The 17,670-nt window shown below is 32.2% G+C and carries 18 protein-coding genes; 1 reads left to right on the top strand and 17 read right to left on the bottom strand.

From position 1 onward, the window contains the following. Positions 1 to 178: 178 nt before the first annotated feature. Positions 179 to 1,048 carry a diacylglycerol kinase family protein gene (locus tag BSF41_RS06240; protein ID WP_095928656.1) on the bottom strand — a complete coding sequence of 290 codons (870 nt, stop codon included), beginning with the start codon at positions 1,046 to 1,048 and terminating at the stop codon, positions 179 to 181. Between the two features lie 61 nt (positions 1,049 to 1,109). Between BSF41_RS06240 and BSF41_RS06235 the strand changes: the two genes are divergently transcribed. Then, positions 1,110 to 2,072 carry an App1 family protein gene (locus BSF41_RS06235; protein ID WP_095928655.1) on the top strand — a complete coding sequence of 321 codons (963 nt, stop codon included), beginning with the start codon at positions 1,110 to 1,112 and terminating at the stop codon, positions 2,070 to 2,072. Between the two features lie 206 nt (positions 2,073 to 2,278). Here BSF41_RS06235 and BSF41_RS06230 read toward each other — a convergent pair whose 3' ends face one another. The 16 genes from BSF41_RS06230 to BSF41_RS06150 all read right to left on the bottom strand — a co-directional run bounded on the left by BSF41_RS06230 (position 2,279) and on the right by BSF41_RS06150 (position 17,665). Further along, the gene (locus BSF41_RS06230; protein WP_095928654.1) at positions 2,279 to 4,201 is read right to left on the bottom strand and encodes an ABC-F family ATP-binding cassette domain-containing protein; all 1,923 of its coding nucleotides are present in this window, start codon (positions 4,199 to 4,201) and stop codon (positions 2,279 to 2,281) included. 230 nt (positions 4,202 to 4,431) lie between these two features. Next, complete coding sequence (locus BSF41_RS06225) at positions 4,432 to 5,430, bottom strand: TerC/Alx family metal homeostasis membrane protein (RefSeq protein ID WP_095928653.1); 999 nt, start codon at positions 5,428 to 5,430, stop codon at positions 4,432 to 4,434. A gap of 29 nt (positions 5,431 to 5,459) precedes the next feature. After that, positions 5,460 to 6,971, bottom strand: a complete 1,512-nt coding sequence (locus BSF41_RS06220) for a helix-hairpin-helix domain-containing protein (protein ID WP_095928652.1) — start codon at positions 6,969 to 6,971, stop codon at positions 5,460 to 5,462. A gap of 2 nt (positions 6,972 to 6,973) precedes the next feature. Further along, entirely contained in the window at positions 6,974 to 8,383 is a 1,410-nt protein-coding gene (locus BSF41_RS06215; RefSeq protein WP_095928651.1) for a PP2C family serine/threonine-protein phosphatase, read from the bottom strand. A gap of 5 nt (positions 8,384 to 8,388) precedes the next feature. Beyond that, positions 8,389 to 9,441: a TerY-C metal binding domain-containing protein gene (locus BSF41_RS06210; protein WP_095928650.1), complete on the bottom strand. Its 1,053-nt coding sequence runs from the start codon at positions 9,439 to 9,441 to the stop codon at positions 8,389 to 8,391. Positions 9,442 to 9,693: 252 nt separating this feature from the next. Further along, positions 9,694 to 10,143, bottom strand: a complete 450-nt coding sequence (locus tag BSF41_RS06200; RefSeq protein WP_141248123.1) for a hypothetical protein — start codon at positions 10,141 to 10,143, stop codon at positions 9,694 to 9,696. Between the two features lie 18 nt (positions 10,144 to 10,161). Then, the gene (locus BSF41_RS06195; RefSeq protein WP_095928647.1) at positions 10,162 to 10,797 is read right to left on the bottom strand and encodes a VWA domain-containing protein; all 636 of its coding nucleotides are present in this window, start codon (positions 10,795 to 10,797) and stop codon (positions 10,162 to 10,164) included. A gap of 77 nt (positions 10,798 to 10,874) precedes the next feature. Then, on the bottom strand, positions 10,875 to 11,513 hold the full coding sequence (locus BSF41_RS06190) for a VWA domain-containing protein (RefSeq protein WP_095928646.1): 639 nt from the start codon (positions 11,511 to 11,513) through the stop codon (positions 10,875 to 10,877). Positions 11,514 to 11,690: 177 nt separating this feature from the next. After that, a complete protein-coding gene (locus tag BSF41_RS06185) occupies positions 11,691 to 12,350 on the bottom strand; it encodes a TerD family protein (protein ID WP_095928645.1) in 660 nt (219 codons plus the stop codon). Positions 12,351 to 12,369: 19 nt separating this feature from the next. After that, positions 12,370 to 12,921, bottom strand: coding sequence for a TerD family protein (locus BSF41_RS06180; RefSeq protein WP_095928644.1), 552 nt, complete (start codon positions 12,919 to 12,921; stop codon positions 12,370 to 12,372). Between the two features lie 7 nt (positions 12,922 to 12,928). Next, positions 12,929 to 13,894, bottom strand: a complete 966-nt coding sequence (locus tag BSF41_RS06175) for a hypothetical protein (RefSeq protein WP_095928643.1) — start codon at positions 13,892 to 13,894, stop codon at positions 12,929 to 12,931. Between the two features lie 35 nt (positions 13,895 to 13,929). Next, positions 13,930 to 15,015, bottom strand: coding sequence for a toxic anion resistance protein (locus BSF41_RS06170; RefSeq protein ID WP_095928642.1), 1,086 nt, complete (start codon positions 15,013 to 15,015; stop codon positions 13,930 to 13,932). Between the two features lie 5 nt (positions 15,016 to 15,020). Beyond that, positions 15,021 to 15,629, bottom strand: coding sequence for a TerD family protein (locus tag BSF41_RS06165; RefSeq protein WP_095928641.1), 609 nt, complete (start codon positions 15,627 to 15,629; stop codon positions 15,021 to 15,023). Positions 15,630 to 15,632: 3 nt separating this feature from the next. Then, the gene (locus tag BSF41_RS06160) at positions 15,633 to 16,187 is read right to left on the bottom strand and encodes a TerD family protein (RefSeq protein WP_095928640.1); all 555 of its coding nucleotides are present in this window, start codon (positions 16,185 to 16,187) and stop codon (positions 15,633 to 15,635) included. Positions 16,188 to 16,190: 3 nt separating this feature from the next. Beyond that, the gene (locus BSF41_RS06155) at positions 16,191 to 16,997 is read right to left on the bottom strand and encodes a phosphoribosyltransferase family protein (protein ID WP_095928639.1); all 807 of its coding nucleotides are present in this window, start codon (positions 16,995 to 16,997) and stop codon (positions 16,191 to 16,193) included. A 2-nt stretch (positions 16,998 to 16,999) separates the two neighbouring features. Beyond that, positions 17,000 to 17,665: an HAD family hydrolase gene (locus BSF41_RS06150; protein WP_095928638.1), complete on the bottom strand. Its 666-nt coding sequence runs from the start codon at positions 17,663 to 17,665 to the stop codon at positions 17,000 to 17,002. Positions 17,666 to 17,670 lie beyond the last annotated feature (5 nt).

Genomic DNA, 17,670 nt, shown 5'->3' with positions numbered 1-17,670 from the left:
GAGCTTGCTTTGGAAGAGCAAAATATTATAGACTAATTTTTCTATATATACTTTGCTCCTCAAGAAGCTTTTTTTTGAGCTCTGGAAGAGCGAAATATTTATAGAAATGTTTGCCCTAAAGTGCTAAAAGCTCCAGCGGAGCGACACCAATATTTCCCTAATAAAAATCAATCAAAACCTACGGTACCGCAATTTTCATTTGCTTGTGCAAAATATGAATTTCTAAAGAAGTCTGGGCACCACAATATTCACCATCAATTTGGAAATTTACAGGATAATCCGTTTTTATTTCAGCCTTATCGGTTGAAATAATTACAATATCATCAGAATCAATTGGCATATTTCCGGTAATTATTTTTCCGATTAAAAGCAGGTCGAGACTCTTTAAAATTACGAGCTCAAACTTACCGTCATTCATAGCGCCATTTGGATTAATTACAACTCCAGTTCCATATTTCTGCGAATTGGCTATTACAATCATTCTTGCTACATGCTCTACCGTTTTGTTATTTGCCGAAATGGTAGCAATGAAAGGTTCTTCAGATTCTTTGAGCGTTGTGAAAGCTTGCAATGCATATCCCCAAAAACCACGCACATCACTTTCTTCATAATTTTTAACCAAATTGGCATTTAATCCGATATCGCTTAAATGGATACTTTTTTTTCCGTTAATACAAATCATATCCATTTCGATATAATGGTGTAGAAACGCTATTTTAAGGTTCTCCTCTATTCCATCAGGAAGATTCAAGTCAACCGAAAGTCCGTTTGCAGAACCTGCAGGCAAAATCCCGATTATAACATCTTGCTCTTCCACCGCTTCGGCCACCATTTTTATCGTTCCGTCGCCTCCTGCAACAATAATGCGCTCTGGCTCATGTTCATTATATAAAGATTGTATGGTTCTTAGATCATTTTTTCCCGTAGTTTCGTAGACTTTCAAATCGAAATGATTGGTCGCTGCAAACTCTTCAACAGCATCAATAACATCTGATTTATCCAAGTCACCAGAAATAGGATTTACAACAAATAGAATATTCTTTTTCAAAATTTTATTTTTAAAACCAATTAAATTAAGTAATTTACAGTTACATAAATATACGTAATTAATGAAACCAATTCTACAATTATATCGCGGTTATGCAAATGAGCAAGAGTTAATTGTAATGGGGCATGTTTTAAAAAGAGAAAACAAATACGATTTTGAGAAAAGAAAATTAAAAAATGCCACTTCGATACTCAGACTGTTCCGAATAAAAACCATTAAAAATTTTGATGTTTATCTTCATTATAATGGCGAAGTCATCCACACTAAAACATTAGATGATGGCTTTTTCAATTTTTGCATTCCATTAGAAAAAGAAACCCATTTTGGATGGATGTCTTACGAAGTGAGTTTAAAATATAAAGAGGAAACCATAACTTGCAAAGGCAGTTTTATTAGACCTCACAAAGGAAAACTCGGAATCATATCTGACATTGACGACACTTTTCTGATTTCACACACCAATAACTTTTTTCGAAAACTTTATATTTTATTATTTAAAAATGTAAATGACCGAAAAGTTTTTAAGGATGTTGTACCTCATTATCAAGCTTTAAGTTCTGCTGGAAGAGACAATGCAGAAGAAGTAAATGCTTTTTTCTACATCTCTAGCAGCGAATGGAATTTATACCGATTTATTGCTAAATTCACCCGAATTCACAAGCTCCCTAAAGCCGTTTTTCTCTTAAAAGACATCAAAAGAGGAGTCACCGATTTCTTCATGAGCGGAAGAGGAAATCACGATCATAAATACGAAAAAATAAAGCATGTTGTGGAGTTCTACCCAACTTTAAAATATGTTTTAATGGGCGATGACTCGCAGCACGACCCAATGCTTTACGAAAGAATTTGCAAAATATTTCCCGTTACAGTTGTTGCGGTTTATATTAGACAAACGGGTAAATCTCCTAAAAAAGAAGTCCAAAAGATTCTAAAAAATCTGGAAAGCATAAATGTTTCCGTTTGCTATTTTAAGGAAAGCAGTAAAGCAATTGATCATTCTAGATCGATCGGGATTATTAAGTAGTTTGTTTCAAGTTTCAAGTTTCAAGTTTCAAGTTTCAAGTTTCAAGTTTCAAGTTTTGTAAAACGCAAAGTTCGCAAAGCTATCTATTGATAAAGCTTTGCGAACTTTGTAAATTGTAAATGCCAACTACAAAAAACTTAGCGTGCCTTGCGGTTAAATTTACTCGTCAAGATGAAACTTGAAACCTGAAATCTGAAACAAAAAAATTAAGCATTCAACCCATCAATCTCTTCTGAAACAACTTCCCAATCGATTAACAATTGCTCCAAATCTTGTTTCTTTTTGTTGTAAGCAGTAAAAAATGAGGCATCTTCGATATGCTTGTCATAATTGGTTTCCAACATTTTATCATCATGCTGAATTTGTTTTTCTAATTGCTGAATCTGGCTTTCGATTTTGCTTAATTTGTTCTGAAGGGATTTTCCTTTCTTCTGATCTTCGTAAGATAATTTACTAGCTTCTTTTTCTTTTGCAGCTGGCGTATTTTTCACCACATCTTTTTTCTCTACTTCACGCATATTTTCAAGGTTGCGTTGCTCTAAGAAAAAGTTAATGTCTCCTAAATATTCTTTGATTTTTTGGTCTTTAAATTCGTAAACGATATTTGACATTCCTTGAAGAAAATCCCTGTCGTGAGAAACTAATAATAAAGTTCCGCCAAATTTTTGAAGTGCTGCTTTTAAAACGTTTTTAGATTTAATATCTAAGTGGTTCGTAGGCTCATCCATCAGCAAGACGTTAATTGGCTGTAACAACAATTTGCAAAGTGCCAAACGGTTACGTTCACCTCCAGAAAGTACTTTCACTTTTTTCTCCACATCATCTCCACGGAACAAAAACGAACCTAACATATCACGTACTTTCATACGATTTGTGTCAGTTGCAGCATCTTCCATTGTTTGAAGCAAAGTAATTTCTCCGTCCAAATATTCAGCCTGATTTTGAGCAAAATATCCTAATTGAACATTGTGTCCTAATTTGATATTTCCTTCATATTCAAATTCGTTTACTAGAGCCTTGATGAAAGTCGATTTTCCTTGCCCGTTTTGTCCAACAAAAGCAATCTTACTTCCTCTTTCAACCAGTAAACTTATATCTTTAAGAATCGTTTTGTCACCGTAAGCTTTCGTTACATGTTCAGCTTCAATAACAACTTTCCCTGGTTCTTTTGAAACTGGAAACGAAATATTCATTACTGAGTTATCATCTTCGTCAACTTCGATTCTTTCGACTTTATCTAATTTTTTAATCAGCGATTGCGCCATCGAAGCTTTTGAAGCTTTTGCACGGAATTTCTCGATTAATTTCTCTGTTTCCTCAATCTTTTTCTGCTGATTTTTTTGAGTAGCTAATTGCTTTTCTCGAATTTCATGGCGCAGTTCTAAATATTGAGAATATGGTTTATTGAAGTCATAGGCTTTACCTAACGAAATTTCGATTGTTCTATTCGTTACATTATCCAAGAACATTTTATCGTGCGATACAATTACGACAACTCCAGGATAATTACGAAGGAAATTCTCTAACCAAATGATACTTTCGATATCTAAGTGGTTGGTTGGCTCATCCAGAAGCAATACATCATTGGATTGTAATAATAATTTAGCCAATTCGATACGCATTCTCCATCCTCCAGAGAACGTTTCTGTTTGGTTATTAAAAACTTCTCTTTTAAAACCAAGACCTAAAAGAATTTTCTCTGTGTCTCCCACATAATTATAACCTCCAAGAAGTTCAAAACGATGTGTATAATCAGATAAATCTTCAATGATTTGCCCATATTCTTCACTTTCATAATCGGTTCTAGTAACCAATTGATGATTGATTTCTTCCAGTTTTTTCTCTACAACTTTAATCTCTGTAAAAGCTTCATAGGCTTCTTCCAAAACGGTTCTTCCTTGTTCAAAATCAATATCCTGACGTAGAAAACCCATTCTGATATCTTTCTCTTGCGAAATAACTCCTGAGTCTGGTTTAAAATCTCCTGCCAGCATTTTTAGCATTGTAGATTTACCAGCTCCGTTTTTACCAACAAGACCTACACGGTCGCCGGCGCCTAAACGAAAAGTAACTTCTTCAAATAAATAGGTTCCTCCAAAAGAAACGGAAAGATTGTGTATATTAAGCATAATTTGAGTAAAAACTAAAGGCTGTGAAAAACCTTTATTTTATTAATAAAAAACAAACTGTAAATAAACCTTTGGCATTTACAATTTTGAAAGTGCAAAAGTATAACTTTTAATTGAAGTTTTTATACTGAAAAACAATCGCTTTTACCATATTCTAAAACAAAAAAACGGATTGAAAATTCAATGTGATTTTCAATCCGTTTTTAAAATTTAAATTATTGAATGCTTTTTTAAGCTTCTTTAGGCTCTGGCATTAAGATCGAAGCTAAAACAGAAATTAAAAGTACACCTCCAATTACTAATAAAGAATAAATAGATTCAATATGGTAGAATGGAGAAATAATCATTTTTATTCCAATAAATGACAAGATAATGGCTAGACCGTATTGCAATTTACTAAACAAGTGAATAAAGTTGTCTAACAAGAAAAACAATGCTCTAAGCCCTAAAATTGCAAAAATGTTAGAAGTATAAAGAATAAATGGATCATTTGAAATTGCAAAAATCGCAGGAATAGAATCTACTGCAAACAGTAAATCTGTAAATTCAATTACGGCTACAACTACTAAAAGTGGAGTTGCTAATTTTTTACCATTTTCGTATGTAAAGAATTTATCTCCGTCATACTTATCGCTAACTTTAAAGAACTTTCTAATCAATCTAGCTCCTCTAGTATTGTTGTAATCTTCATCATCGTCATCGTCTCCAGAAGACCAAGATTTAACCCCAGCATATACCAAGAACAATCCGAAAGCTGTCATGATTAAGTTAATATCATATTTAAATCCTTCTAATCCTGCAAGGCCTAAAAGTTTGTTTAAATACGTCAATTCGATTAAGAAAGCACCAGAGAAAATAAAGATTGCTCTTAAAACTAATGCTCCGATAATTCCCCAAAACAACACTTTATGTTTGTTGTTATTGGCAACATCAAAAAATTTAAATACTAATATGAATACAAAAAGGTTATCAACAGAAAGCGCTTTTTCGATCCAATATGCCGATTGAAATTCATAGAATTTAGCTGCACCTGCAAAATAGTACACTAAACCACTAAAAATCATGGCTAAACTGATCCAAACTAATGACCAAGTTATAGCTTCCTTATTTGTTACGACGTGACTTTTTTTGTTGAAGATTCCTAAATCTAGCAACAGCATAATAACTACTGCAACCGCAAAAACAATAATTAAACCGGGATGTTCCGAAAAGATTGGGTGTTGATTCATTTTAGATATTAATTAGGTTAATTTTTAAATTATGTATTGGCCATTGTTACCACAATGACTCTTCCGCCCTCTTCGTTAGAAAGCAGTATTTTTTTTCCGTGTGTAAGTTCTACCATTGTACCAATTGGAACTTCTTTGTCTTCAGTTAAATCTTTTAGCGAAGTCAGTTTTTGATTGACCAAAACCCACTTCCCATTAAAAAAAGTAAAGTAACCAACAGGCACTTTTTGCTGCGGTGTTAATTTCTCATTTCTGGCAATATTACGATTAACATGCCATTGAAACAAATATTGATCATTATAAACCATTAATCGATGATTCTCGGGCTTCCAAGTCGTTTCCTGAAACTGATAATACAGATCTAAAACAGGCAGTGTTCCTTGATGTGGAGTACCGCAAAAAGGACATTTTGGAGTATTTGTATTATCAAAAACATACCATTTTTGGTCGCAAGTCGGATTATGACATTTCTGCATTAAATCGGTTGTTTTTAACAATGCAATTTCCCATTCTTCTGCGTTTGGTCTTTGCATCGGATTGTGTAATCCGTCTATAAAAACTTTATCAAACAAGGTTTTTAAATAAGGTCCTGTGATGGTATAAGGCAATTTTGTAATATCTGCCCAAGGTAAATCCCACTTCGAAACTTGGTTTAGTTTTGGTCTGTTTGTGGCATCGGTTGGATGTTCGATAAACATCGCTTTTTCGCCCATTGACAATAAATCGTCTTTTTCGGTATCTAAATCATGGACTTTTCCTCCTTTTAACGGATGCCTATGCAATAGAAACATATAAATCAAAACTGGCAATGCATGCAAATCTGTTAATCTGTTTGGCAATTTTCTGTTCGGATCATTTTTATCTAAATGTTTGCTCGAAAGTACTTCTGGCGCAATAAATTCGGCTGTACCAATTACTTCTGCAGGAAATAATCCTGGAACAACCAATCCGTCCAAATCTATCATACAAGCCGATCTTTCTATCGGATCGATTAACACATTATTGTATGATAAATCAGAATGAGCCAATCCCATGGCATGCATTTTTTTAACGCCTCTAGAAAGATTTACACAAACCTGAAAATAGCTTAACCAATCGCCTAATTCTGAACTGGCAACACGCAACGGAAAATGCGGATTTCTAAATTTTGGTCCTGCAAACCATTTTCCGTTTTTTTCTTTTCCTTTTATTAGTTCGCTGGTTTGATATCCTTTTTTAAAGAAAAATTTTGGTTTATAAACTGGAACTATAATTCCTGTTAGATTATTGTATTCAATTACATCTGTCGGCCATCTGAAAACTTCATTTAAATAATAATCTCCAGCTTCCCCATTTTGGATTTGAGTATAATATTTATTGGTAATTTTTTGCAGTCTTTCTTTCTGATTAAAATCTAGTTTTTCTCTAAAAATAGCGACTACATATTTTCTGTCGGGACTAAAATAAACGTCTTTTACACCACCGCGCATGGGTTCTCCGTTATCAACAAATTGATACGTTTTGGTAGAGTCGTTTATTGATTTTACTGTAACTGTACTCATATTTAGTAAATTATAGCAAGCGTTCTGTCATCATGATTTCCTGGACTCCAAAAGTCCATCCAGGTTGAAAGTTGTGTCGCAATATCTGCATTTTCATATTCAAAATCAACTTTAGATCTATCTTCATTATTGCCTTTTAAGTCAGACAGAAATTCATTCCATTTTTCTATTTTTTCTAAATTGGCTTCGACCACAAATTTAGGATCGTAAATTCCGTCTGTCATCAGCATTAAATAAGAGAAATCATCTACTAATTTAAAGCCGAAACGTGAAGAAAGTTTATCGCTTTGAAAAATTTCAGGCATGGTAATAAAACGTGTTCCACCTCCAAATTCGCCTACATCGATAACATTCATCAATGTAATTTCGGTTAAATCTTTATTTAGCAAACCAATGGGACAATCCCCAACTCCAAAAGTTAAGATGGCATATCCGAAATCATATTTTTTAACTAAAGCAAAAATTAAAGTTGCATGAAATTTTTTCAGTTCTTCGTTATTCGCCGCCGCAAATTCTTCAATCTTTTGATTAACAAAATGAGCCGCTTTTGACAATGTATTGTAACCAAAATGACTTATTTTTTTTGATGAATCTGAATCTGTTTTATGGTAATGATGAAGTAAAATCTCGTCAAATTCTTTTAAATTTTCTTTATCCAGATTTTCTTCAAAATAGTCAATTAAAGTATCGCAAGCTAATTTTGAACCTTTTCTCGATAAAGCCGCCGAACCCGCTCCATCCGAAACAGCCAAAACACTCCAGCCATTTGTATCAAAATTTTTGAATGCAAAATCGTCTTCTCTAAAAGAGCCCACATTGGCATGACTTCTTCCTCTTTTGGAAGCTACAACAATTTTTTTATCTAAAAAAGTACTCGCAACCGCTACATTATCTTCTTTAGCAAAAGGAGCATTTTTGTCACTTTCAATACTTTTCCAAAGTGATTTTGGGTCAGGATTTATAATTATGGTAAAAACTTTTTCGTTTAAAGACGTTTCTTCCGATTCGCCATCAATTTTAAAAAGCATTTTTATTTTTAAATCGCCGCTTATTTTCGGATTTCCCGAAAGCACTTCATTTTCACGATTAAATGAAAGTCCAGTTTCTTGTAAATTTTCCATTTCGTACGCAATAATATCATCCCAACCCAATTGCATAAAATCAATTTTTGCTTGGTATGCTTTATTTACGGTACCGTTTGGCAGAAAAACAGATTGATTCGTAATATCATCTATTCGATTTATTAAGTTCCAATTTTGCATAATGATCTGCTGTTTTTCTTTTATTATTTTTACTGCTGTAATATTCATTTCACTAGAGATAAAATCTTCAAAAAGCGATTGTTTGCCTTTTGGAATATCGATTTTATTCTGGAATAAAAAAGACTGAAGATATCTTTTGGTCTCTTCCATACGTATTATCCTTGCGTTCTGTTTACATCAAAACCACCTTCGCCATAACCGTAAGATCCTTGATTGTTACACCACGGGCATGTACTAATTTGCTCGTCGCCAATACAATGTATTTTTTCGCAAACACAAACTGCAAATGCAATTTGATTGCCACAACATGGACAAGTTGGTGCACCAAACAATTCTTCTGTATTTACTTTTGTATTAAAATTACTAGTATCAGCCAATTCAAAATAATTATTGTCAACTTGATAAGCGCCAACTAATTTGTAATTTTTTGACGCCAATTCGATTCCAGCATAAATAGATGGGGCAATATTTTTGCGGTATTTCATCAAATATGGCCTCTTAGTATTTTGACATTTTCCGCTTAAAACCACATAATTATCATCTACATATTGTTTGCTTGGCTCTTCTTTTGTCAAATCAATTTTAGAAAGCGTTTCTCCATCTAATTTTGCCAATTCAAAACCAGATGAATTATTTTCTACACTAATACTGCTGGTTTTAATAGAATCTGTAACCCATTTAAAAAATTCTTTGTACGATTGTACATTTGTGTTTTTAAAGTGAAGTACGTTTTCTGTCAACTGCCCTAATAATTTTGTATCTGTTTCGTTTCCAAATGAAACCGCAATTAAATTTGCAGTTCGCTGCCAATTATTTTTCCATTCGTTTATTGCTGCCTGCGTATCGTCTGTCGGAACTCCGTCAGTAAATAAAAAAACGATTGGTTTCCAATCTCCTTTTACTTCATAAGTCGTTTTAACAATATTATTTCTTAATTCATACATTAAATGCCCTAAACCTTTACTAAGCGATGTCCCGCTTCCAATTGGAAATCTAGGCGGATAAAAACTCACTATTTCCTGCAACGGTACTAAAGTTTTTGGCTGTCCTGCAAAAACGATGATAGAAACATAAACCGTTTCCAGAGCATGCGGATCTGTTTTTAATGCCTGAATAATAGTTGATAAACCTTCTTCAACTTGCTGAATAGGTTCTCCAACCATTGATTCTGAAATATCAATTAAAAAATATATTGGTAATCTTCTCATTTTAAAGGAATTTTAATAGCATTAAAAAAATAAATAAAAGGATAATTTGTGTCATATCAACTGCCAATCCAGCGCCGACTTGAGCAGGTTTTACAAATGTTTTCAGGAAATTTAATATGGGGGAAAATATACTATTGAAAAAATCAAAATACGATTTAAACTGAGGATGAAGCTTATCTTTATATGGCAATAATTTGGAATAAAAAAATAATGCAATAATCAGAATTTCAATAAGAATTTTAATTGTATACATTATGAAAGTGCCTTGATTATCTCGCTCGCTATTTCCTTAAAAGCCTCTCTTTCTGCGGTATTTTTGGTTGGATAGCCGTAAACTGCTATTCCGTTATTTGGTTGCATATAATTTATAGAGAAACAAGCGCCATAACATTTATTTCCTCCATTTAAAGGTATATCATGTTTCACTTTTAAATAAGCACAACTTTTTCTAACAATTACATCGTGGATAATAAAATCCTTTTTAATGTAATTCTGCTTTAAGATCTGCTCTACATTTTTAATATTGAAATCTTCAATACCTGTTGTCCCGTAACACATATTGATATTATCTATATTCATGGTGTCTAATATCTCATCTGAAGTTTGCTCTAAATTTTCAAGCTCATTTTCTTTTCCTTCATAATAAGCTTCATCCACTGCTGTGGCAACATGTATAAGCACTTTTGAAAATGTAAATAGCATATCAAGCATTTTTTTTAATTAAATCACAACTGTTATTTCGCTTGGCGGTGGCGGAAGCGTTACACTTTCTCCTGTTCCCTGGCTTTTATTTCCTTGTTCGATAGTTTCAGAAACCCATTTAAAAAATTGCTTTAAAGTAGAACTATCAGCAGAATCTAAATGGACAACATTGTCTGTAAGTTCCTTTAAAATACTGTCGTTGGCCATATGTCCGGCCGCACAACCTACAACTGCACCAAAATTTAAGGCTTTAATTTCTTGAATTTTTTCTCTGTAGAATTGAATATCTGATGGTTTTCCGTCTGTAAAAACAAATAATAATGGTTTCCAGTCGCCTTTTAAAGTTGCAGATCCTTTTATAACTTCTGTTTTTACTTTCTGAATTACAAAATCTAAACCTGCTCCCGTATTGGTTGGACCACTTTGCGGACAAGTTATTTCAGGAAGCTGAAAATGAACCAATTCGGTTAAGGGTACAATTTCTTTTACTTCTCTGTCGTAGGTTATAATACTAATCCAAAGAGAATCTAATGCTTGCGCGTCTGAACGCAATGTATTAATCATACCACTTAAAGCATTATTCAAAGCTTGAATTGGCTCTCCGTACATTGAACCCGAAGTGTCTAGCAAAAAATATACTGGTAGTCTTCTCATAATAATTTTTAAAAACTAGTAAAACAATGAATTCGTGAACTATTAATTAGACGGTACAACCCCGCCTTTTACTGAATTTAAACCACAATGTTTAATTCAGATGGTGGCGGAGGTAATTCTTTTACATTTGTAAATTCTCTGCCTAAATCTTCAATTTTTGTAGAAGTTACACCAATTGAAGCTGTTACCCATTGAAAAAACTTGCCAATACTAGCGCTATCTGCGTTTTCTAAACTTACTACAGTATCGGTAATTTGTTTTAGAACATTGGTATCTGCACCGCCTCCCGCTGCACAAGCAACCGTAAAAGCTGTTTTTACTTTTTTAAATTCTGCCAGACCGTTTTCCCAATTATCTGTCGGAATTCCGTCAGTCATAATAAATACTAATGGTTTCCAATCGCCTTTTTGCTCTGTGGTTGTTTTTGCAACTTCAGTTTCTATTTTCTGTGCAGTCAATTTTAAAGCATCGCCTAAAGCCGTAACTCCAGTCGCTTTTAAATCAACCATTTGAAAAGATGCCAAATCGGTTAATGGAATAATCTGCTGTGCCGTACTGTCAAAAGTAATGACACTCAAAAAAGCAGTTTCTATGGCTTGCGGATTTTGTCGCAACGAACTGATCATCATTTGCACACCGTTTTTAACGGCTTCAATAGGTTCGCCAGTCATTGAACCAGATGTGTCTAAAAGTAAATATACAGGCAGTCTTCTCATGATATAACGATTTATACAGGAATATTATAGGTTGAAGTTTCAAAAGCGCTATAAATATTAGAGCTTCTTTTTAAAGTCGCTACTAAAAATGAAATAATGCATGAAAATATTATAAGTTTCTCAGCTTGATAAACAGATCTATCACCTGAGAAACTCTAATCCATGAATGTTTTCGATTTATAGGTAAGATTGAACTATTTTATGAATAGTCTGTCCTAAAAAAGTATCGTCTGTTGGATCTCCAATTGCGCTGAATTTCCATTCTCCATTACGTTTGTACAATTTACCCATAATAATAGAACGCTTGTTTACGTATTGACGGTCTGCGGCTACATTATACGACGCAAATTCAGAAACTACTTTTGTTGGAGTTCCTTCATACATTCTAATTTTTGCATAAGGAATTTGAGAAAAGTCTTCTTTTCCTGCATTATTCAAAAAGAAAAATATCTGATTTACTTTGGCATCAACTTTAGAAAGGTCAACTGTAATAATTTCATTATCCAAACCATCGTCGCCGCCTGTATCACCTGCAAGGTCATCACCGGTATGCTTCAATGCACCATCTACACTTATCAATTTACCTTTTGGCAAACCAAATTGTTGTAAAACTTCTACTCTGTAAAGTGGGGAATACAAATGATCACATAGTTTGTTTTGATCGTCGATTAATACACAGCTTAAATCTAAATCAATATCCACTACATTTTTTGATAATCCTAAAAAGCCTTTTGTTTCAATAGCTCCCCAGTTTACTCCAACACAGAAGTTGGTTAATGTTTCACCACTAGTTTTTCTTAAATCAATTTTTTGACCTTTGGTTAAGTTAATTGCCATTTGAGTTAATGTTTTAAAATTAATTATATTTATTTAAGTAATCTTGTAAACCGCCTTTCATTCCAATCCCAACAGCTTCAAATTTCCACTCTTCGTTTCTTTTGTAAATTCTACCAAATTCGACAGCCGTTTCTATAGAAAAATCTTCGTCAAGCTCATACTTAACTAACTCAACATTAGCTTGATCTAAAATTCTAATAAATGAATTTCTAATTTGTCCAAAATTTTGTCTTTTTGTATCAGCATGGTGAATGGTAACCACAAAACAGATTTCGTGAACTTCTGGAGAAATTTTAGATAAGTCGATGTATACTTTTTCATCATCGCCGTCACCATCTCCTGTTAAGTTATCACCTGCGTGAGTAACTGCTTGGTCAGGTGATTTTAAGTTATTGTAATAAATAAAATGATTGTCATTCGGAATTTTTCCATTTGCACCAACTAAAAAAACTGAAGCATCCAAATCAAAACTTGATCCTGTGCTACTTGAATTACTATCCCATCCTAATCCAACAGTAAATTTTGGAGCATCGATACTTTGTCTTTGTCCTTTCTCTAAGTTAATTGCCATTTTATTTTTAATTAATATTAATATTCAACATTGTTTTTAAAATATTAGTCTGTTCATCAACATTCTGTAATTCATCCAGAAAATCGACAGACGAAATTTTTTCTAGATATTCATTTAGCACTTCTAAAACACTTTCAGGCAGTGTTGTTTTTATCGTACTAAGTTCATTTTTTAGGTCCGCATTTTTATTTTTCAGCCCTTTTATAATAATTTGTTTAGAAGAATCATTTTTAGAAAGATCAATTCCTTTTACAGCTTCTTCATTTAAGAAATAGAATGATTTTTCGTTAGCAACAAAAACAAATTTGTCATTAGAATCCCTGAATTCATAAACTTCTATAATCTCATTATTACAAACTAATCCGCAACAAAATTTGATCTTAAAACCTAAAATATTTAGTCGTCCTAAAAGCTTTCTTTCAAATCGTGCGTGTGCATTTTCATATACACTTTTATTAAACTGCGAAAGCTTCTCGTATTGATCAATAGTAATTTCTCTATAATATTCTGCTTGAATGCTTTGTGAGAAAGTCAACAAATCATTCCAATTGAAAAAAACATCTTTTTCTGTAACAAACAATTGATAGAGTTCTTCTATCTTTCTTGACATATTTTGAGCATGAAGCTGCAGTTGTTTTGCAAGCTTTGTCTCCCCGATTTCCGATTTTAATTTTGCTAAAATATCTTCGTTAATATAAATCTCATCTGAAATTAAAACATACTGCTGTTCTTTTGATTTTTTTAGTTTTTGAAACAAATCAATTAAACTGTTAGTATATTGAATATGAAAAAGTTCCAGTTTATTAATATCTAAAATTCTATTTTTTTCGAAGAGTTTGTGAATGATTTTTGTTCGTACCAAAACTCCAACAAGATCCTTGTGATTAAAGAAATTGGCTAACAATTCTAAAACCACTAATTTTCTATTACTCTCTTTTATTATTTCAAGATATCTTTCCTCTTCCTCCTGCATTTATTTAATTTCCAAACATTCAATTTTTATTAATCTTAGCTTACAACACCTTTTTTCAATTCTTGTTCTAGACTTTGTAAACCGGCATCAAGTTGTCTTCTGGTTTCTGCACCTTGCTCATGAATTTGCTTTACTTCTGTCAAAGTATCAATCAAAGATTTCGTTGTCATCTTAAGCGTTTCAAGAGAAACGACTGTATTTTCGTTTTCTTTAGCCACTTCAATACTATTTTGTTTCAGCATTTCAGCATTTTTCTGTAAAATAGTATTTGTTGTTTCTGATACTTTTCTTTGTACTTCTATATTTTGTTTTTGTCTTTGAAGTGCCACCGCAAGAGTAAGCTGATTTTTCCAAACTGGCATTGTTGTAGTCAGTATAGACTGTGCTTTTTCTGCAATAGAAGTATTATTGTTTTGCACAACTCTAATTTGCGCTAAAGACTGTAACATGATAAAACGTACAATCTTCATATCTGCCAGACGTTTGTCTAAACGATTGATGAAAGTTCTTTTATCTGATATTTGATAATCCTGATATTGAGCGCTATTTGCTTCCATTACAGCAAGCTCTTCGTTTAATTCTTTAAAACGAATTTGTCCTGCAATAATGTGTTTTTCCATTTCTTTGATAAGATTCACATTCCCATCAAACATAGTTTGAAGTGCGCTGTTATCTTTCACAGAATTAATCATTCCTGCTTTTACCTTATTACTGATTTTATCAATATTTACAGTAATTCTGTCGTATTCCTGAAATAATTTTTTTACGTCAATAATAAACTTATTAAGCAATGGAACTTTTGATATAAATCTTTTAAATGGACTTTGATTTAACTGCTCTACATCAATATAATTAAGTTCAGTTAATAAATCATTAATCAAACCTCCTACTTCGCCAGAATTATAAGTTCTTACATTCGTTAAGAAATTATCACTTTGTTTAGCAATAGAATTTTGAATTTCTGCACCATAATTCAGAATCGAATTGGCGTCATTTTCATTCAATTGGTTTGAAATGCTTTTATAACTATTTACTTCCGCTTCTGTAATTGAAGCTAAATTTACATTTCCATCTTTATCAATCAAAGCAGTATTCTCCTGAGTAACTAATTGATTCTCCATGATTTTTATAAGTGATTCTGTTGAATTGTAACAATAGTTTGTTCTAATTTTTTATCGCTTGTTGGTACTCCAACTGCGTTAAATTTCCATTCGTCGTTTCTTTTATAAAAAACACCTAAAATCATGGATACGTTACCGGCAAATGAAGCATCATTTGCAACATCGTAACGCGCAAATTCTTGAGTTACTCTAGTTGGAGTCCCTTCGTATATTCTGATAGATGCGAAAGGAATATCTTTAAAATCCTGACCTCTAAAACTGTTTATAAAAAACGCAACATGACTTGCAGAAGGCGTTAACTGAGAAAAATCTAAAGTGATAACTTCATTATCCAATCCGTCGTCACCATTTAAATCTCCCGTTAAATCATCTCCACTGTGTTTAATTGCACGATCATTAGAAATTAATTTTCTAAAGTTTACCGAATCAATATGATTTTTCTTGTCGTCATAAACAGCACAGCTAGCATCTAGATCTACTGCTTCTTTTTTTGTGCCAAAAAAACCTTTTTTCTCGATTGCTCCCCAATTCACACCTACACAGATGTTTACTAGTTTTGAGCCATTACTTTTTTCAAGATTAATACGTTGTCCTTTTTCTAAATTAATTGCCATATCTTAGTTATATTTATTTAAATAATCTTCCAATCCGCCTTTCATTCCAACACCCATTGCTTCAAATTTCCACTGCCCATCTTTATTGTAAATTCTTCCAAATTCAACTGCAGTTTCGATAGAGAAATCTTCTTCCAATTCATATTTAACCATTTCTGTATTGTTAGAATCATCTACAATACGAATGAATGAATTACGCACTTGTCCAAAATTCTGTCTTCTTTCTTGAGCATCATGAATTGTAACCACGATACAAACTTCTTTTACAGCGGGATTTATTTTAGTTAAATCTATTTTAATTTGCTCATCATCACCGTCTCCATCTCCTGTTAAATTATCCCCTGTGTGAATAACAGATTCGTCTGGAGCTTTTAGATTATTGTAAAAGATAAAATGAGAATCGGATAATATTTTTCCGTTAGCACCAACAATAAAAGCCGAAGCATCAAGATCGAAACTAGAACCTGTACTACTGTTGTTTGTATCCCATCCTAGACCAATTGTAAATTTTGGTGCATTAATATTTTCTCTTTGTCCTTTCTGTAAATTAATAGCCATAATCTAATCTATTTTTATTACGTTAATATTGTTTTGATATTCTAAAATCTGGTGATAATTATTACTAATTGCAAGATGAAATAATTCGTTACTTTTCTTTCTAGAAATATTAGAAATTAAATAAGCAAATTGTTTGTCATCCAGGCTTAATATATATTTTACGATTCTCGTATTGTATTGAAAATCTTCACTATTTACAATAGAGACAATGTCTTCTACGTTTTTAACCGCAAAATAATTGTAATGATTTTCTATTTTCGGATGAATCTCTTTATTAGTCAATTCTGCGTAGTAAACAAATAGAAAATCTCCTTTCACATTATACTGATCCAAAATTTTATTTACTGTATGCTCGTGGCTACCTGTTATTTTAATATCGTCTACAAAAATGCATAGTTTGCCCTCAATAAAATTACGATCGATGTAATACGTATCATTCGATATTAATTTTACTCTCTGTTCAAAATCTAAATTTCCGTAATCTGTTACGTAAGTTTGATTTCTATAAATTTTAGATTCAATACAAGCTTTTTTCCCATTTTTAAACAAATAGCTGTTTAGTTCTTTTTTAAAATAATAGCACAAAAAGTTGGATGCAGTTGGAATAGATAAATAAGGACTTGGTAAAATAACAATGTCTCTATTTGATAAAATTAAATCTTTATGTTGAGCAACAAATCCGTCAAAAAGATCTTCTGCAAATTTCTCTGCAAAAAACTTATCTCCAAATTTAAATCTGCTGTATTCTGTCTCTTTAAAAGGACAGATTTCTTCTTCAACAATTTTATGTAAACTATAGCTTATATTCACTTTTATATTTTTAATAGATGTGCATCAAAACCAAATTTTAATGCTCCATTATAATCAGCAATACTATTATCGCCAATATGTAAAACATCCTTTTTTTCTATTTTTTTATATTTATTAACTTCATCAAATACCAATTTAAAAATTTCAGTGTTTGGTTTTGAAAATCCGACTTCATCAGAATATATCTGAAATTTTAAATATTCAGCCAGATCATAATGTTCTAATATTTTTCTTAAAACCTTTCCTTTAATAAATGCTGTATTACTCAAAATATTTATCGATTTACCTTGATTAGTTACTTCTTTAAACATCTTTTCGATATCAGAATAAATTAAAACTGGCTTATACTTTAAAAATAGTTCTTCTGTATGGCTGTAAAACTCCTTTAAGCGATCTGTACCATTTTTATCAAAATCAACATTTAAAGCCGCTAAAATTAAATAATAAATTTCGTACGTATCAATATTTAATCCTGTTTTTTCGTTAATATTATTGCATAAAACATCGTAGTATCTTACGACTTCATTTACCCTTTCAATTCCATGCTCCATTTCAAAAAAGTCCTTAAATAACAGATTCCTTTTTTGTTTAAATTCTGGATTTGATTTTATTAATGTCAGCCATAAATCAAAAGAAAGATGGCTGTAATTTTTATGATTTATTTTCAAGAATC

This window comes from Flavobacterium sp. ACN2 (assembly GCF_002303885.1).
Classification (GTDB): Bacteria; Bacteroidota; Bacteroidia; order Flavobacteriales; family Flavobacteriaceae; genus Flavobacterium.
This window is presented reverse-complemented; position numbering and strand designations above follow the sequence as displayed.

Bases quoted from the DNA above. Each gene is read 5' to 3' on its own strand.
- BSF41_RS06235 (WP_095928655.1), top strand. From the start codon at position 1,110: ATGAAACCAATTCTACAATTATATCGCGGTTATGCAAATGAGCAAGAG.
- BSF41_RS06230 (WP_095928654.1), bottom strand. From the start codon at position 4,201: ATGCTTAATATACACAATCTTTCCGTTTCTTTTGGAGGAACCTATTTA.
- BSF41_RS06225 (WP_095928653.1), bottom strand. From the start codon at position 5,430: ATGAATCAACACCCAATCTTTTCGGAACATCCCGGTTTAATTATTGTT.
- BSF41_RS06220 (WP_095928652.1), bottom strand. From the start codon at position 6,971: ATGAGTACAGTTACAGTAAAATCAATAAACGACTCTACCAAAACGTAT.
- BSF41_RS06215 (WP_095928651.1), bottom strand. From the start codon at position 8,383: ATGGAAGAGACCAAAAGATATCTTCAGTCTTTTTTATTCCAGAATAAA.
- BSF41_RS06210 (WP_095928650.1), bottom strand. From the start codon at position 9,441: ATGAGAAGATTACCAATATATTTTTTAATTGATATTTCAGAATCAATG.
- BSF41_RS06200 (WP_141248123.1), bottom strand. From the start codon at position 10,143: ATGCTATTTACATTTTCAAAAGTGCTTATACATGTTGCCACAGCAGTG.
- BSF41_RS06195 (WP_095928647.1), bottom strand. From the start codon at position 10,797: ATGAGAAGACTACCAGTATATTTTTTGCTAGACACTTCGGGTTCAATG.
- BSF41_RS06190 (WP_095928646.1), bottom strand. From the start codon at position 11,513: ATGAGAAGACTGCCTGTATATTTACTTTTAGACACATCTGGTTCAATG.
- BSF41_RS06185 (WP_095928645.1), bottom strand. From the start codon at position 12,350: ATGGCAATTAACTTAACCAAAGGTCAAAAAATTGATTTAAGAAAAACT.
- BSF41_RS06180 (WP_095928644.1), bottom strand. From the start codon at position 12,921: ATGGCAATTAACTTAGAGAAAGGACAAAGACAAAGTATCGATGCTCCA.
- BSF41_RS06175 (WP_095928643.1), bottom strand. From the start codon at position 13,894: ATGCAGGAGGAAGAGGAAAGATATCTTGAAATAATAAAAGAGAGTAAT.
- BSF41_RS06170 (WP_095928642.1), bottom strand. From the start codon at position 15,015: ATGGAGAATCAATTAGTTACTCAGGAGAATACTGCTTTGATTGATAAA.
- BSF41_RS06165 (WP_095928641.1), bottom strand. From the start codon at position 15,629: ATGGCAATTAATTTAGAAAAAGGACAACGTATTAATCTTGAAAAAAGT.
- BSF41_RS06160 (WP_095928640.1), bottom strand. From the start codon at position 16,187: ATGGCTATTAATTTACAGAAAGGACAAAGAGAAAATATTAATGCACCA.